16 protein-coding genes are annotated in these 16,143 nt (G+C 36.7%); 8 read left to right on the top strand and 8 right to left on the bottom strand.

All coding sequences use genetic code 11. The features are described from left to right. Positions 1 to 108 precede the first annotated feature (108 nt). From IQ247_RS18500 to IQ247_RS18520, 5 genes are all read left to right on the top strand, one after another. Entirely contained in the window at positions 109 to 780 is a 672-nt protein-coding gene (locus IQ247_RS18500; protein WP_322745526.1) for an urease accessory protein UreF, read from the top strand. A 27-nt stretch (positions 781 to 807) separates the two neighbouring features. Continuing rightward, a complete protein-coding gene (ureG, locus tag IQ247_RS18505; protein WP_193922589.1) occupies positions 808 to 1,404 on the top strand; it encodes an urease accessory protein UreG in 597 nt (198 codons plus the stop codon). 171 nt (positions 1,405 to 1,575) lie between these two features. Then, positions 1,576 to 2,403, top strand: coding sequence for a cyanophycinase (locus IQ247_RS18510; RefSeq protein WP_193922562.1), 828 nt, complete (start codon positions 1,576 to 1,578; stop codon positions 2,401 to 2,403). Between the two features lie 104 nt (positions 2,404 to 2,507). Continuing rightward, entirely contained in the window at positions 2,508 to 2,777 is a 270-nt protein-coding gene (rpsO, locus tag IQ247_RS18515; protein ID WP_193922564.1) for a 30S ribosomal protein S15, read from the top strand. Positions 2,778 to 2,795: 18 nt separating this feature from the next. After that, entirely contained in the window at positions 2,796 to 3,263 is a 468-nt protein-coding gene (locus IQ247_RS18520) for a PAM68 family protein (protein ID WP_193922565.1), read from the top strand. Between the two features lie 35 nt (positions 3,264 to 3,298). Here the strand turns inward: IQ247_RS18520 and IQ247_RS18525 are convergent, their stop codons facing one another. From IQ247_RS18525 to IQ247_RS18535, 3 genes are all read right to left on the bottom strand, one after another. After that, positions 3,299 to 4,672: a cytochrome P450 gene (locus IQ247_RS18525; RefSeq protein WP_193922566.1), complete on the bottom strand. Its 1,374-nt coding sequence runs from the start codon at positions 4,670 to 4,672 to the stop codon at positions 3,299 to 3,301. A gap of 159 nt (positions 4,673 to 4,831) precedes the next feature. Further along, positions 4,832 to 6,205, bottom strand: a complete 1,374-nt coding sequence (locus tag IQ247_RS18530; RefSeq protein WP_193922567.1) for a cytochrome P450 — start codon at positions 6,203 to 6,205, stop codon at positions 4,832 to 4,834. A 296-nt stretch (positions 6,206 to 6,501) separates the two neighbouring features. Then, complete coding sequence (locus tag IQ247_RS18535; RefSeq protein WP_228059855.1) at positions 6,502 to 7,557, bottom strand: LCP family protein; 1,056 nt, start codon at positions 7,555 to 7,557, stop codon at positions 6,502 to 6,504. 695 nt (positions 7,558 to 8,252) lie between these two features. On the opposite strand from IQ247_RS18535, the gene IQ247_RS33760 reads away from it, so the two are divergent. Continuing rightward, the gene (locus IQ247_RS33760) at positions 8,253 to 8,492 is read left to right on the top strand and encodes a QVPTGV class sortase B protein-sorting domain-containing protein (protein ID WP_445974528.1); all 240 of its coding nucleotides are present in this window, start codon (positions 8,253 to 8,255) and stop codon (positions 8,490 to 8,492) included. Between the two features lie 199 nt (positions 8,493 to 8,691). Here the strand turns inward: IQ247_RS33760 and IQ247_RS18545 are convergent, their stop codons facing one another. From IQ247_RS18545 to IQ247_RS18555, 3 genes are all read right to left on the bottom strand, one after another. Next, complete coding sequence (locus IQ247_RS18545; protein WP_193922568.1) at positions 8,692 to 9,147, bottom strand: tetratricopeptide repeat protein; 456 nt, start codon at positions 9,145 to 9,147, stop codon at positions 8,692 to 8,694. Between the two features lie 154 nt (positions 9,148 to 9,301). Beyond that, positions 9,302 to 10,243, bottom strand: coding sequence for a homogentisate phytyltransferase (locus IQ247_RS18550; RefSeq protein ID WP_193922569.1), 942 nt, complete (start codon positions 10,241 to 10,243; stop codon positions 9,302 to 9,304). A 169-nt stretch (positions 10,244 to 10,412) separates the two neighbouring features. Further along, positions 10,413 to 11,258 (bottom strand): methyltransferase domain-containing protein, encoded by an 846-nt coding sequence (locus IQ247_RS18555; protein ID WP_193922570.1) that lies wholly within the window; start codon positions 11,256 to 11,258, stop codon positions 10,413 to 10,415. Between the two features lie 173 nt (positions 11,259 to 11,431). Here IQ247_RS18555 and IQ247_RS18560 point away from each other — a divergent pair, with 173 nt between their 5' ends. Then, positions 11,432 to 12,766, top strand: a complete 1,335-nt coding sequence (locus IQ247_RS18560; protein ID WP_193922571.1) for a TrkH family potassium uptake protein — start codon at positions 11,432 to 11,434, stop codon at positions 12,764 to 12,766. 188 nt (positions 12,767 to 12,954) lie between these two features. Next, positions 12,955 to 13,659: a potassium channel family protein gene (locus IQ247_RS18565; RefSeq protein ID WP_193922572.1), complete on the top strand. Its 705-nt coding sequence runs from the start codon at positions 12,955 to 12,957 to the stop codon at positions 13,657 to 13,659. Positions 13,660 to 13,714: 55 nt separating this feature from the next. Here IQ247_RS18565 and IQ247_RS18570 read toward each other — a convergent pair whose 3' ends face one another. Next, complete coding sequence (locus tag IQ247_RS18570; RefSeq protein ID WP_193922574.1) at positions 13,715 to 14,575, bottom strand: fasciclin domain-containing protein; 861 nt, start codon at positions 14,573 to 14,575, stop codon at positions 13,715 to 13,717. Between the two features lie 620 nt (positions 14,576 to 15,195). Continuing rightward, positions 15,196 to 16,116 (bottom strand): class I SAM-dependent methyltransferase, encoded by a 921-nt coding sequence (locus tag IQ247_RS18575; protein WP_193922575.1) that lies wholly within the window; start codon positions 16,114 to 16,116, stop codon positions 15,196 to 15,198. Positions 16,117 to 16,143: the final 27 nt, after the last annotated feature.

The raw sequence follows: 16,143 nt of genomic DNA on the forward strand, positions 1-16,143 counted from the left end.
TAAGAGACAGGGGTTTGGGGGAGAGAGTAAATTCTTAACTTTTCATCTTCAATCTAAAATTTAAAGCTTGTACCTTCGCCTCGCAAATGTACCTAAAATCTAAAATTGATTAACCATAATCTTCTTTGTCTTTTACAGCTTGTCAGTCCCGCTTTACCCGTGGGAGCATATAGTTATTCTGAAGGATTAGAAACGCTAGTTGAAAATAAGATAATTAACAATGTTGAAAGCCTTAAACACTGGTTAAGCCAGGAACTACGTTACGGTGCAATTCGGATAGAAGCAGCGGTGATGTTAAGAGCTTATCGTGCTGTGAACGGTTATGATTTATCCGCTTTATCTTACTGGAATAATTGGCTATCAGCCGCACGGGAAACCGCAGAATTACGCAATCAATCCCAACAAATGGGGGGTTCCTTGATTCGGTTATTGAAAGAATTACAACCGCAAATAATGCCGATAGTTACAGCCTGTGGTAGTCCTTGCAACTTTGCGATCGCGTTTGGGATTGCTGCTGCAAATTGGGATATTAATCCACAACCTGCTTTACTCGGATATCTACACAGTTGGGTTAATAATTTAATTACTGCTGGAATCAAGTTGATTCCTTTAGGACAAACCGCAGGACAATTATTATTATTAGAATTGCAAGAATTAATTATCGCGATCGCAGTAGAAATTATCAACTTAACTGACGATGAATTAAGTTGTTGTAGTTGGGGTTTAACATTGGCAAGTATGGGACACGAACAGCAGTATACAAGATTATTTCGCAGCTAAAACAAATTATCAATTAATAATTATTAAATTATGAGTTTTCGAGTTGGTGTTGCAGGTCCAGTAGGTTCGGGAAAGACTGCTTTAGTAGAAGCTTTATGTAAATCTATGCGCGATTCTTATCAAATTGCAGTTGTCACAAATGATATTTACACTCAAGAAGATGCAGAATTTTTAACCAAATCCCAAGCCTTAGAAAAAGAAAGAATTCTCGGTGTAGAAACTGGTGGTTGTCCTCATACTGCAATTCGAGAAGATGCTTCAATGAATTTAGCTGCTATTGAACAGTTAGAGATGCGTTTCTCCGATTTAAATTTAGTATTTTTAGAAAGTGGTGGTGATAATTTAGCTGCAACTTTTAGTCCAGAATTGGTCGATTTAACTATTTATGTAATTGATGTTGCTGCTGGTGATAAAATCCCTCGTAAGGGTGGTCCAGGTATTACTAAATCTGATTTACTCGTAATAAATAAAATTGATTTAGCTCCCTATGTTGGTGCGGATTTGCAGGTTATGGAAACAGATGCTCGCAAAATGCGTGGCGAGAAGCCTTTTATATTTACAAATTTGAAAAAACAAGAAGGCTTAAGCAAGATTGTTGAATTTGTTTCGGCAAATATTTGCTAGTAATAATTTTAGTGGGCGCTGAACAACCCGCTAGTACTACTTTTCGTTATCTGTTAATTGATAACTGTCTTTAATATCAGAAATTATTATATATTTTTGTATCATAAAATACATTATAATAATATTAAGATTTAAATTATATTTATTCTTAAATAGATATTCGGAGGGTAAATGGCGCAGGATAGCACCCGTGGAGCGTTGTTAATTATTGGCGGTGCGGAAGATAAACAAAGGGAATGCGAGATTCTGCGGGAATTTATCCGCTATGCAGGAGGTACGAAAGCAAGAGTTGTAATTATTACATCTGCAACGGATTTACCGATAGAAGTAGGACAGGAATATATTCGCGTATTTGAGCAGTTGGGTGTAGAAGATGTCCGCATCATTGATACCAGAAGTAAAGAAGATGCAGATTCTGAGAGTGCATTGCAAGATATGGATAAAGCTACTGGTGTATTCTTTACTGGAGGAGACCAAGCTAGAATAGTCGATACAATTAAAGATACTCAATTGGATGCAGCGATTCACCGGCGGTTATCTGAAGGAATGATAGTAGCAGGTACAAGCGCTGGGGCTGCGATAATGCCGGATATAATGATTGTTGATGGTGATTCCGAAACACATCCTCGAATGGAAATTGTCAAAATGTGTCCCGGAATGGGTTTTTTTCCAGGAGTAATTGTAGACCAACATTTTTCGCAGCGCGCCCGTATGGGACGTTTGATTTCAGCTTTAGCGCAGCAACAACAAGCAGTTTTAGGATTTGGAATTGACGAAAATACCGCGATGTTAGTTGTAGATGACAAAATTAGAGTGATTGGAGAAGGTGCAATCACTATAATTGACTCAACAGATGTTACTCATAGTAATATTGATGATATTTTAATCGATGAAGGGTTGGCAATTATTGGTGCAAAGCTGCATATTCTACCACGGGGATATGAATTTGATTTGGAGACTCGTAAAGCGATTCCAAATCAGTTAATCCTTAAGAGTTAGGAATAGTTGTGATTTATTTCCCAACCCCATCTTAATTAATCACACAGCCAAACGGCTATGATAATATGGGAGACTGCTGCCTAGATTAAAGAAAAAGTCGAGTTATGAGCCTAACACAAGAGCGAAAACAAGAGTTAATCTCACAATACCAAGTTCACGAAACCGATACTGGTTCTGGTGAAGTGCAAGTTGCGATGCTCACTGACAGGATTAACCGCTTGAGCAAACATTTGCAAGTTAATAAAAAAGACCATTCTTCCCGTCGGGGACTATTGAAAATGATTGGTCAACGTAAGCGTCTTTTGTCTTATATTCAAAAAGGAGACCGCGAACGTTATAAAACTTTAATTCAAAGTCTCGGTATTCGTGGATAAACAAAAGAGCCGCTGATTATGTCTGCCGAATCTGAACGCAACCCCTTACCTTTTGAACCGAATAAAAAGCGCCAAAAGCCAAAAACCAAGGCTCAAGTGCCAATTGTCAAAGAAGAACTTTCTTCTGAGACAAAGCAAAAAAAACCTCCTTTTACTAAACAGGAAATGGCTATTCCCCAAGTTGTTAGCCAGCGGATGATTAGAAGAGTAGCTTGGTTATGTGGAGTACCAACCATTTTGGGTATTCTGACTTTAGTCGTGAGCTATTTGCTGATTATCTACACTGATATCAAGCTTCCTCCAATACTGGTATTGCTTGTCAATATGGGGCTGTTTGGTTTGGGAGTTTTGGGAATTAGTTATGGAGTTCTTTCTGCTTCTTGGGATGAAGATAGAGTGGGGACTCGGCTTGGTTTGAACGAGTTTACTACCAATTGGGGACGAATGGTAGCAGGTTGGCGCGAGACTCGGCAAAAAAAAGTATAAATAAGATGAAGGATGAAGGATGAATAATCCAACTTTCATTCTTCATACTTGATTTTGGTTTTAACTTTTATCGATACTCCACCAGTGGGAACAATTGTAATCCCTCGTCGCATCGGTTTTACTGGTTTTTTATCAGTTAATTCCAACTCAAATCTGGATAAAATTGTTGCTAAAATCAACTTCATTTCGTACATTGCAAAAGCGGAACCAATACAGCCACGATAACCTCCTCCAAAAGGTAGATATTCAAATGGGGAAAATTTTTGATTGAGAAATCTTTCGGGAATAAATTTATCTGGTTGTTGGTAAGTTGCTTCTCGACGATGGGCTAAATAGATGCAGGGAACTAAAACTGTACCGGAATCATATTTTTTTCCAGCAACTTCTATTTTATCTAGAGTCATTCGGGGAGTACAAATTAAAGCGATGGGGTGAAGTCGCATTGTTTCGCAGCAAACTGCATTAAGGTAAGGTAGTTGAGCGATGATTTCGGGGGAAGTTGTATTATCTAAACTTTGTAATTCCTCGATTAATTTATTTTTGACTTCTGGGTGTGAGTGAATCAGATAAAATAACCAAGCTAAGACTCCAGAGGTGGTTTCGTAACCTAAAAGTAGTAAAGAAACTAATTGGTCTCGCAATTCTTTATCTGTCATTTTCTCACCTTCTTCGTCACGCGCTGACATTAATAAGCTTAAAATATCTGTATCTACTGTATCTAAATTATTGCACTTTGTTCTACGTTCGGAAATTTCTGCATAAATTAATTGATCAATTTCTGCGCGTCTTTGGAGATAATTTCCCCAAGGACTCCATTTTCCCAAATCTTTTTGTAAAGGTGGAAAGAAAAACAAGCTGGAATACCAAGGTTTAGTAATGTCATTTAATAGTGCAGTTAATAATTTTCTTAACTTCTGATAACGTTCTCCTGGACTGATTCCAAATACAATTTGGAGGATAATTTGTAAAGTGATATCCGGCATTACTTGCTGCATGGAAACAATATTATCAACCTGCCAACTGCTTGTGACATCTTCAGTTATACGACAGATTGTATTTCCGTAAGATTTAAGGCGATTAGCTCCGCTAAACGTCTTCGACGTAACGCCATGAAAGGGAGGCATCAATAATTGTCTTTGACGGTTGTGGGATTTACCTTCCTGAAAGACGATGGAATCACTGCCAAATAAGGGTTTGAATACGTGAGTAGCTGTTTTAAAATCTAATTTTTTGCTGGGAATTGCAAAACAATCATCAATGGCTTGGGGACTACTAAAAAAAACAACTGGTGGTGAATTTACACCCAATACTCTTAAAGTGAAAGTATCGCCGTATTTTACCGCTTGGTTATCAAAAAATTTTGTGGGATTGGCAATTAGTTGTAAGGTTTGGATTAAGGAATTGGTCATAGTTAGGTGAAAGGTTAAAGGTTAAAGGTCAAAGTTTGATTTCTTTGTTCACTTTTTTATTATCCCACTTGACCAATTCCTAATATCTTTTCATTTTAGTGCAAATTTGCACACTATTTAGATGTATATCGACAGTTGAAACCTACTAAACAAAAATTCTTAATTAACCACTGACAAACTACGAGACTTAATCGTTCGCTTTCCTTTAACAACCATTTGAATCGGACGATTCGGACCAGTTACCAAACCGCGACGCTGGGGTTTTATCTCCCCATTATCAATTAAATCTAACTCCAAATTTCTCAGAATATTTGTTAGTATCAATTTCATTTCAAATTGAGCAAATGCCATACCAATACAGCGTCTTGCACCTCCACCAAAAGGTATAAATTCATAAGGTGAAAACTGTCTTTCTAAAAAGCGTTCTGGTTTAAATTTCTTGGGTTCGGGATATAAATCTTCCCGCTGATGAGTCAAATAAATTGAACCATATAATAATGTACCTGGTTCCAAATCGTGACCGCACAGTGTAACTGGTGTTTCTACTTGTCGCTGAAATAAAAGTATTCCTACTGGATAAATTCGTAAGGTTTCATTGCAAACTGCGTTGAGATATGGCAGTTTATTGATAGTACTAAAGTCGGAATTTTCATCTAAAGTATCAAGTTCTGTTAACAGCTTTTCCCGAACTTCAGGGAATTTGTGAATCCAATACAAAGCCCAAGCTAAAGCAGTTGCGGTAGTTTCATGACCTGCAAATAACAACGTGATTAATTCCGAGCGTAATTCTACATTGGTCATTGCTTCACCGTTTTCATCCCGCGCTGCCATTAACATACTCAGAACATCAGTACGGGAATCATCTGGTGAGGCTCTCCGTTCTTCTATTTCATCATTTAACAATTGATAAATTCGTTCTCTCTGGCGAAGAAAATTACCCCAATAGCTTTTTGCTCCCCAATCCCGTTGTAGAATCGGGAAAATCAGAAAAACTGCTTTGAGAGGGGTACTTCCTCCGGCATCTAAAATTGAACCGAGAAGTTTTTCTAATTCCGTAGCGCGATCGCCCGAATAAATTCCAAACACTGCTTGCATAATTACCCGCATGGTAATAGCTTGCATCCCATCTCGGACAGAAAATTGTTGACCAACTTCCCACTGATTCATAATTTGCGACGTAACTCGATCAATCGTTTCTGCATAGCAACGCATTCTATCCCCATGAAAAGAAGGCATTAATAATTGACGCTGACGACGATGGCGATCGCCACTTGCCATAATTACAGAATGCTTTCCCATCAATGGTTCAAAAGCTTTGTTTCCTTTTGATGGAGCGGAAAAATCTTTGGTGTCGTTAGTTAGTATCTGCTGTAGCGCTTGCGGATTACTAATAAAAACCACAGGAGATTTTAAATTTAAAGTGAAAATATCTCCGTAGCGTCTAGCGCAGTTTTCCATCATCGATAAAGGATTAAGGATAAACTGAAATGTTTGAATGAATGAAGGAGTTTGTGGTCCGTTTGGTAGTTTCATCGGCTTTTAGCAATTAATCTTTTATCTATAGGAATCCAATTTGATTCATGAACAACTCTTGAGGGCAGGCAACAGGCAACAGAGAATAAACAATGTTACGTATACTGAGTTTTTTATGTCCTGCGGACACGCTACGCTAACAAAAATCTGCGGATGAGTTCTATATTAATGGTAATTGTTTTTAAAGGATGGGGGAGAGCCGGAAGATTGGCGGACAAAGAGAAATAAATAACTCCTCACTCCCGTACAGACGTAGCAGTGCTACGTCTCTACAACAACTCCGGTGGTACTAACTCCTAACTCCTAACTCCTAACTCCTTTAATCCAAAATCAAAATAACGAGCCATCATCACGTCTATTTCTTGTTCATCTGGTAGCCAGTAGCTAGTATTAAACTCCGAACGGCTGCTAACTCTACCGGGTAAGGTCAACATTTGGATATTTGAGCGATTAATTCGGACACCAAAATTAACTAAAGTTAGTAAACTATCAAGGTTTAAGTTGGTATCAATATTTTCTTTAACTGTATTTAGAATAATTGGCGATCGCGCTAATGTTGCAGGATTTAATGACTGTTCTATCAAGGCTTGCATAACCATCTGTTGACGTTGAATGCGTCCGATATCACCTTGTCCATCATTACGAAAGCGTAATAATTGTAATGTTTGGTCGCCGTTGAGATGTTGTTTTCCGGCTTTGAGATTAATATATAAATGTTGGGAATCATCTTGATATTTCAAATCTTTGGGAACGTTAACAGTTACACCTCCCAAAGCGTCAACAAGTTTACCTACTCCTAAAACATTGATACGAACATAACCATTTATATCTATATCTCCTAATAAATTACTGACGCTTTTAGCACTTAAATAAGCACCACCTAAACGATTAGTAGCATTGATTTTTCTAATACCATATCCTTCTATTTCCGTGCGTGTATCTCTGGGAATAGAAAGTATATTTAACTGTTTCCTTTTGGGGTCAAACCGAATCAATAATATCACGTCGGAAAGCCCATCAAAAGAATTTACTTGCGGTAAATATCCCAAGTTTTTCGTATTTTCCGGTGCATTTTGGGTATCTGGAGGAAGTACACTCATCCCCATCACTAAAATATTTACGGGACGATTTAGCTGTAAAAATTGTCCTTGAGAAACAACATTAGCTGCAAAAAAATCTGCTTCTTCTCGACTGAGATTAACTTGCATAAACGGCTTGCTTGTCAAAAAAATTCCAAATAATCCTCCTGCTACAGCCGATATTATGGCAAGTTTAAGCATTTTTCCCCGGAACTCTCCTTTACTATTTATCTGAGGTTTTTGCTTATGAATCAATTCCGGCAATTTTTTCATAAATGAAATTAGGGTGAGTAACTCAAATTTATAAATACAATTCCGTTGCTATTGATTGCGTAATTTATAGAACAAAATTAGAACAAAATTAGCAATCTGTTTGATTCTCTTCCTGAAGCAGCGACTGTTCCCTGTAAATTTTACAGTAATGTAGCCGATGGATACATTTTGATAATTATCTGGTCAACTAGTAAACTTTTTTAATCAACTTGAAATTATTTACTTGGCATTGGTTACTCAATATATCAAGTCATTATTTCACATCGTTTGAGACGGAGTGTATTGCTAAATCTCTACGGTAGGTTGATGACTCAAATCCTCAACGGATTCTTATTTGGAATAATTTACGATTGATTATAGGTATAGATATAGTTATATTGATAGTTATTCTTCATCACCGGCTTAAATTCATCCCCAAAATTTAAATTAGCCGTAAAGCGATCGCGATTAATCAACTACAATTTTATTTCTTCACAATACTACCTATAAACTTTTGATTGTTTTTATATAACGAGCGGTAAAAAGTGATTTTATTGCAGAGGAACACTGACTAAACTTGATATTAATGTCAAATAAAATACTTTTTATTTCATAAAATAAAAATTTCATATTTCAGTAAATATCACCTAACTTTTGTCTTTAATGCAACGCACAATTTAGATATCGACTCGAAAGAGAAGATTAATAAAGAGAGAATTAAAGAGAATGGTTTCTTCGAGTTCTTTTCCACAGGTATTAATGATAACTTTGACAAGATTGTAATTTCTCAAGTCGGTGGTGGTGGTTTTGAAACGGATAACCACACATTCCGCATTGGTAAAGGAAAATATTCAGTAGCAGCAAGCGTACCCGAACCAAGCATCGCTTTAGGAATCTTAGCTGTTGGTGGCAGTATGTTTGTAGGGAAGCGCAAACAACAAAAATCTGCAAAATAAGTTTTAATTTCTTTAATTTTACGGGACTTAGACTGTTAAAAATCTTCACTATTGTCTAAATCCCATTCTGAGTAGAGATATTCCGAAAAAATATTCCCTTTAGAACTATGTAAAGTTCAAATTTCCTGCTACCTGACTAAAGGTTAGTAGTTTTTTTTATATATTTTACTTATTATCTCTACTTTCTACTCCCTACTCTCTATTGATTCAATTTTTCTAATAACTGACTAATTTCTTCTGCTTTCTCCGGCTGACGTTTTTGTAATACTTCTTTAGCTTTTTGTAAATATTCAATTGCTAGAGATTTTTGTTCTTGCTGCATATAAATTCGACTTAAACGTAAATAAGCATCTACTTTTTTAGGTGCGCGGATAATCACTTCTTGATATTTTTCAATTGCTTGTTCAACTTTCCCTTGTTTTAATAAAGTATCACCTAAAAGTAAACGAACTACATCATTAGTAGAATTGATAGAAGTCACGTTACGAAAAACAGCTTCTGCATTTTGATAATCTTTTTGTTGGTAAAAGTTGAGTCCTTTCTGAAATAAATTAGAAGTAATTAAAGTTTTCCATGCAAAATAAATCAGCAGAGAAATACTTGAAATAACAATGATAATGGGAACAATGGTATCTAGTTGCAGATTTTTTAACATAAAAATAAACTGTTAAAAGTTAGGAGTTAGTAGCACCGAAATTTGTTGTAGAGACGTAGCACTGCTACGTCTTTTATTAGAATTGGTTGACAACTCTAAGACAACAGAAAATTAAACGAAAAAATGGATAAAGTCCGACCCAGATAAAAGACAATTAACCCAAAAGACAAGAAATTGGAAAAACTAAATATTCAAGATAAAATAACTTCCAAATAAACTTGTAAGCAGTAGTTATAGAACTTTTCTCTTCTAAATCAGTTTGCTGAGTGTACCACCACATCAAGCCTAAAAGTACAAAATGAACTGTTATGAATAATATTGAATTAACTTGTGTAAAACCCAATATTCCGATTAAAATCATCCCAGCATAACAAAAAGTTAATAACCAGCGAGAGAGATTAAAAACCGCTTCTTTGCCTAATTTGAGAGTAAAAGTTGTGATATTGTATTGGCGATCGCCTTCCATATCGGGGATATCCTTAAAAATTGCGATCGCGATTGTAAACACCAAGATAAAGCAGGTTAAAGTCCATACAGCAAGTGGAATAGATTGTTGAGCTTGTAGTACCCAAGAGAAGTGCAAAAATAATCCTAAGTTAACAACAGCCCCTCGTACAGAAAAGATACAAATCGCCGCCCAAAAAGGAAATCTTTTTAAACGAATTGGCTCTAAAGAATAAGCCGTACCAATCGTTAAACTAATAGCCACCATTGCAAATAAAAAGGGTCCGAGCAACCAAGATAAACCCAGCGCCAAAACACCCGTAATTATCACAATTATCTCTCCCGTGCGTTGGCTAAACTCACCAGAAGCAACAGGTAAATGAGGCTTATTAATTTTATCTATTTCGACATCTTGTAATTGATTAAGTCCGACAATATAGATATTACCCGACAAACAAGCTACCCAAGCACCTAAAAGAGAAAGTAGAGAATAAGAATTTGGAAATGGAAAATCACTATTAGTCAAAGCAATAGCAATGACATATACTCCCAAAACACTCAAACTCGTACCATAAATCGTATGAGGACGAGAAAACTTCCAAAAAGCATACAACCAACTACTTTGCAACCCTGTTTGTGACACTTGACTCATAATAATTTTGGATTTTAGATACATTCGCTTCGCTCAGTACAAGCTTTAGATTTTGGATTGGAAATAGGTTAGAGGTTAAAGGTTAGAGGTCAAACGTCAAAGGTTAGAGGTTAAAATTCATAACTCATAACTCATAACTCATAACTCCATCCCCCCATCCCCCCACGTCTTAACCCTTACTTCCGGTTAACAAACCAAATTTAATCAAACCACGTTCATAACCGCGACTCATTAAACCCAAAGACATTGCTCCTTGAATTGTTTTCCAACCAGCTCGTAGTAAACCAAAAAATGCTTGGGGAGTAAACGCCGAATCAATTACTATATTCCAAAAAGGTGCTACAGCTTGCGACCAATCAGCAGTACGGATATTTTGTAGAGGTAGTAGACGGGCAATTGCTTCATATTCGGGTAATGAAATCACATAAGGTAAACAGTAAACATCATAAATCTGCTCTAAATGCCTCTTTTCTTCTGCGGTTAAAGGAGATTCCTCCGTGGGACGATGACACCAAGTCACTAAAATCAACTTTCCTCCCGGCTTGAGTACCCGGTAACATTCTTGCAGAAATTTGTTTTTATCAGGCATATGTTCGCCACTTTCCAAAGACCAAACCAAATCAAAACTGTTGTCCTCGAAAGGCATATTTAAGGCATCTGCGACTTGAAAATTAGTTCTATTTTGTAAACCAAATTCCACAGCCCTCTGGCAAGCTCTCCGTGCCTGTACCGGACTCAAAGTAATACCAGTTGCCGCAGCGTTAAATTTTTGTGCCAAATACAAAGAACTTCCACCGATACCACAACCGACATCTAAAATATTCTCAGCTTGTTGCACCTGCGCCCATTGCAACAACTCCTCAATTAAATCAATTTGTGCCTGACGACGGTCTTTTTGTTCTTTACCATCTGCACCGTAATAACCGTGATGCATATGTTCCCCCCATATCTCTTCCCAAAGACCCGAGGAAGCATCGTAAAACTGCTGAATTTGCTGGCTTAGTGTTGCACTCATGAATTAAGTTAAGTAATGTGTTATGACTATTGCACAATTTAAAATACATATATTGGTAGGCTACCATGTGTATTTTTAATTAAGTCAAATTAATTAAATTAAACTGTTTTGTTTGGGGATGATAAATACTCCATCCGCAATAAGATGGAATAATTCCTGGTTCAAGTTTTTATATGACCGTTTCTCAAAAAATTTGCTTTGGCTTTTTGGCATTAGTCTCTGTAGGAACAATCCTACTATTGATGCCTTTTTCTACAGCTACTGGTACGTGGAATGACCCAATAGTGGCTTTATTTACGGCAACTTCTGCTGTTTGCGTGACGGGTTTAGCTGTAGTTGATACTGGTACTGATTTTTCCTTTTGGGGTCAGTTGTGCATTCTGTTACTTGCACAAGTGGGTGGGTTGGGCTACATGACATTTACAACCTTTTTAATCATGTTGACCGGACGTAGATTTAATTTAAGACACAAAATTGCCATTCAACAATCCTTAGATAGACGAGAAATGCAGGGTAGTGGTCAAATCATTCGTTCAATTATCGCCACAACCTTATTTTTTGAGATTACGGGAATCTTTTTATTATTACTGGTTTTTGTTCCAGATTTTGGATGGGATAAAGGAATGTGGCTGGCAATTTTTCACAGCGTTAGTGCTTGGAATAATGCAGGTTTTAGTTTATTTTCTGATAGTTTAATTGGTTATCAATCATCAGCCATATTAGTATTAACTATTTCTGGATTAATTATCTTTGGCGGTATTGGATATCAAGTAATCCTCGAAATGTTTTTCTGGCTAAGCTCTCGCTTTCGCAAAACACCACGTCATATTGTACTATCACTTGACTATAAAGTTGCCACCAGTACAACAATATTTTTACTACTTTTGGGTACGATAGCGTTTTTTTTCGTAGAGATAAAAAATCCTAAAACTGTAGAGTATTTTAATTTTCGCAGTCAATTACTAGCAGCTTTATTTCAATCTGTGACTACCAGAACTGCTGGTTTTAATAGTATAGATATCGGTAGTATGACAACTACGGGACTGTTTATTACGATTGCTTTCATGTTTATTGGAGCAAGTCCTGGAGGTACTGGAGGAGGCATGAAAACCACAACCCTGAGAGTATTTAGTAGTTCAACTAAATCAATTCTGCAAGGCAAAGAGGAAGTTTTGCTCTACGAACGTCGGATTGCTGTATCTTTAATATTAAAAGCTATTGGCGTTGTAGTTGGTTCTGTAACCGCTGTGATTATCTCCACTATTTTAATATCAATTACAGACCCTAAGTTTGACTTCATTCAAATATTGTTTGAAGTAGTTTCAGCTTATGCAACTGTCGGACTTTCTACAGGCATAACCAGCAATATCTCTATCTGGGGTAAGTTGATATTAATTCTAACTATGTATATGGGCAGAGTTGGTGTTTTATTGTTAATGTCCGCTGTACTTGGTGACCCCAAACCTACTAGAATTAATTATCCAGAAGAAAATTTACTTGTGGGATGAGTTTTGATAAAAATTCATCACCTGCTAATTAGCTATTTTCTATTCCCTACTCCCTGTTTTCTATAAATTCAATTTAGATTCAAGTAAGTTGAAATGGTAAGATAATCGTAATCGGACAAAAAAATATTTATATATGATGACCGATTTTGGAACCTAGGCAAAGACAGCAATAATTAAGGATAATAAACGTGAATCTGTCGTCATTAGGGTTTTTTCGTAACTTAAATAAAACTAATCAGCAATTTGCTGTAATTGGGTTAGGACGCTTTGGTCGTTCTGTTTGCTCAACTTTACATAAGTTAGGTCATGAAGTATTAGCAACAGATATTGATGAAAAACGGGTATCCCAAGCCTTAACAGAAGAAATAACTGGTCATGCTTTACAACTAGACTCAACAGAACCAGCTGCACTTAAAGAAGCAGGAATTCTGGAGTTTGATACCGTAATTGTCGCAATTGGTAATTATATTCAAGAAAGCATTATTACCACTTTAAATGTCAAAGAAGGTGGTGTACCTCATGTAGTCGCTAAAGCCTCTAGCGAAGTTCATTGTAAATTATTACGAAAAGTTGGTGCTGATAGAGTTGTTTTCCCCGAACATGAAGCTGGTTGTGCTTTAGCTCAACGACTAACGAAACCAGCAATATTGGATACATTCGACCTCGACCCGGAAAATAGTATTGTTGAAATAACCATCCCTAAAGAATTTGACGGTAAAACTGTTGCAGAATTGCAGCTTCGTAATCGTTATGGTTTAAACGTCATAGCTATAAGTAATAACAGTAATGGTGGAAAATTTATTATTAATCCAGACCCCAATAAGCGTCTGTCCAAGGGTTCTGCAATGGTGGTGATTGGTCACAATAAAGATATAGACCGTTTACCTATTTAGCAATTAACAGTTAACTGTTAACTGTTAACTGTTAACTGTTAACTGTTAACTGATTTTACAAATCTGGAGGCAAAATCACGTTATCGATGACGTGAATCACACCATTACTGGCTTTAATATCTGGTTGAACCACGGTAGCATCATTAACTTGTACTCCTGTCGCAGGGTCAACTTTAACGACAATTGGTCCACCTTCAACGCTTTTAACTTGACCAGATTTTAAATCAGTGGAAAGTACCTGACCTGGTACTACATGATAAGTCAATATCTTGACCAATACTTCTTTGTTTTCTGGCTTTAATAAATCTTGTACGGCATCTTGTGGTAACTTAGCAAATGCTGCATCACTAGGAGCAAAAACTGTAAAAGGTCCTTCTCCTCTCAAGGTATCTTCTAATCCTGCTGCTTTCAAAGCCTGAGTTAGCACTGTAAACGAAGGATTTGACCCCGCTATGGTAATGATGTCCTGATTCTCAGTTCCTGTGGTTGGTTGAGTTGGTTCGGTTTCTGCATCCGGTGCTGTTGGAGGTAATGGAGGTGTAGTTTCCGGAATTGGGGCTGGGAGTGGTGCTGGTGCTGGGACGGTTGGAGGTGTTCTATCTGGACAAGCAGCGCGGTTATAAGGACACTCATCTAAAATGCTCGGTCTAGGGTTGAGCGCTCCGCTATTTTGTGTTAATAAAGTTTTACTTGGTTTACTGCTCTTTTGTGTCCCTATAGCTGCTTGATTCTCGTTAGTGTCAGTATTTAGGGTAACTGTTCCACTGCGGTTATAAGGAGCCTCTGTGAAAACACTAGGACTCGGATTGAGTGCATTGTTTGCTCTGACTGGCAAACCCATCAGTAAAGAAACGCCCGTCACTCCCACAATGCCAGTTAATTTACTCAGCAAGTTGCTGTAATAGTATACCTTCATGTTGATTTCTCTGGCTTTTATTCCACACTTTACATTAAAGACTTATAACATTTTATTAGGCAAAAAATCTAACCCGTAAGGTCGGATTTTTATTGCTTTATTACAACGTTGCTGATACATTCTCTGTCAAATTTGATTTCATCGAATCATCGCGATCGCAATCTACTGCGACATCTCAATTTTGAGAACGATTTCTCTGTATGATATTTTGTATTTATTTTAACATATCAAGGTAACTATAGATATCTATCATACATTTAAGCTGAGTAGATAAAATAGACATAATTTAAATCCCATAAATCCAAAAATATTTAAATGCCAATAATTATCTTTATTTCAACTAACTAAGTTTTTAAATAATTTGTCAAATTTTTAAAAATTATGTATTAACAAATAAAACGAATTATCAAAAATCTCAAAAACCTTCAAAACTGATTTGTATCTGGAAATTTTTTCTTCATAAACTAACGTCAATTCGATGACAACCATCCCTTTAAGTAAACGTACATAAGTCGGGTTTTTAGTATAAATATCTGTAACACCCTTACAAATCTGATCAAAACCCGACATCCAAAGCTAAAGGTGTAATCTGTGCAATTCTTCTAAATTAGTAGTCAAAGCTATTTGATTACTTTAGCGATTACAGTACGATGACGGGGACTGTTAGGAGTAATTATCGGAGTTTGGAAACCAGCATTAACTAAAGCTTCTTTAATGTCTAAAGTAAAGTATTCATCTAAATAAGGTTCGGTACTTTTGAGTAAAGTAAAAACATAAGGCGGCATTTGCTGATAAACTTTACTTTGGGGATTCATGTCCATAATTGCCAAATAACCATTAGGACGCAATAATCGTCGCACTTCTGTAAATATTTCTCTAGTTGCAGATTGGGGTAATTCATGACAAGTTAGGAAAATTGAAACTAAATCAAATGCAGCATCAGGTAAACCTGTAGATTCCGCTGCTCCATGAACCCAATTAATATTAGCTTGACGTTGTTGTGAACGGTAATTAGCGACTGAGAGAAAATAAGCAGATAAATCTAAACCTGTAACTTTGGCTTGGGGATAAGTTTCTTGCAAAGCAAAACTACTTAAACCGACACCGCAAGCTAAATCTAAAATATCTTGTGGTTGGGGAATTTGTGAACAAACAACATTGTGAAAAGAACTGCGTAATTTTGAATCTCCTGTTAATTCACCAGCTTGATTAAATAGTGTAGAGTGAACCGTCAAAGCTGCAACTTCTAATTCTAAAGCGGGTTTCCAACCGAGATTACCTTCCTCATAAGCGTGGAAGGAAGTGAGATAATAATCGGGATAAGCAAGGCTGGGATTTTCTACCTTCTTTATTTCACTTTCCCAATCAACAGCTTTCATTTCTTCCACTTGTTTTTTCCAAGGTACACCAATTCTTTCTCCGCGTTTAACCATCATTTTACGGGCTTGATGTTTGGCTATACCGTACAGTGGCTTGATTCCTAATAATCCATTGATCAAGCGTGTAGATAGTGGAACAGTGTCTTTTGTCGCGATAACCATCAGTAATATTAATTAATTTACTTGTTG

The organism is Plectonema cf. radiosum LEGE 06105, assembly GCF_015207665.1.
GTDB lineage: Bacteria > Cyanobacteriota > Cyanobacteriia > Cyanobacteriales > Nostocaceae > Rivularia > Rivularia radiosa_A.

Bases quoted from the DNA above. Each gene is read 5' to 3' on its own strand.
- IQ247_RS18510 (WP_193922562.1), top strand. From the start codon at position 1,576: ATGGCGCAGGATAGCACCCGTGGAGCGTTGTTAATTATTGGCGGTGCG.
- rpsO (WP_193922564.1), top strand. From the start codon at position 2,508: ATGAGCCTAACACAAGAGCGAAAACAAGAGTTAATCTCACAATACCAA.
- IQ247_RS18520 (WP_193922565.1), top strand. From the start codon at position 2,796: ATGTCTGCCGAATCTGAACGCAACCCCTTACCTTTTGAACCGAATAAA.
- IQ247_RS18525 (WP_193922566.1), bottom strand. From the start codon at position 4,672: ATGACCAATTCCTTAATCCAAACCTTACAACTAATTGCCAATCCCACA.
- IQ247_RS18530 (WP_193922567.1), bottom strand. From the start codon at position 6,205: ATGAAACTACCAAACGGACCACAAACTCCTTCATTCATTCAAACATTT.
- IQ247_RS18535 (WP_228059855.1), bottom strand. From the start codon at position 7,557: ATGAAAAAATTGCCGGAATTGATTCATAAGCAAAAACCTCAGATAAAT.
- IQ247_RS18545 (WP_193922568.1), bottom strand. From the start codon at position 9,147: ATGTTAAAAAATCTGCAACTAGATACCATTGTTCCCATTATCATTGTT.
- IQ247_RS18550 (WP_193922569.1), bottom strand. From the start codon at position 10,243: ATGAGTCAAGTGTCACAAACAGGGTTGCAAAGTAGTTGGTTGTATGCT.
- IQ247_RS18555 (WP_193922570.1), bottom strand. From the start codon at position 11,258: ATGAGTGCAACACTAAGCCAGCAAATTCAGCAGTTTTACGATGCTTCC.
- IQ247_RS18560 (WP_193922571.1), top strand. From the start codon at position 11,432: ATGACCGTTTCTCAAAAAATTTGCTTTGGCTTTTTGGCATTAGTCTCT.
- IQ247_RS18570 (WP_193922574.1), bottom strand. From the start codon at position 14,575: ATGAAGGTATACTATTACAGCAACTTGCTGAGTAAATTAACTGGCATT.
- IQ247_RS18575 (WP_193922575.1), bottom strand. From the start codon at position 16,116: ATGGTTATCGCGACAAAAGACACTGTTCCACTATCTACACGCTTGATC.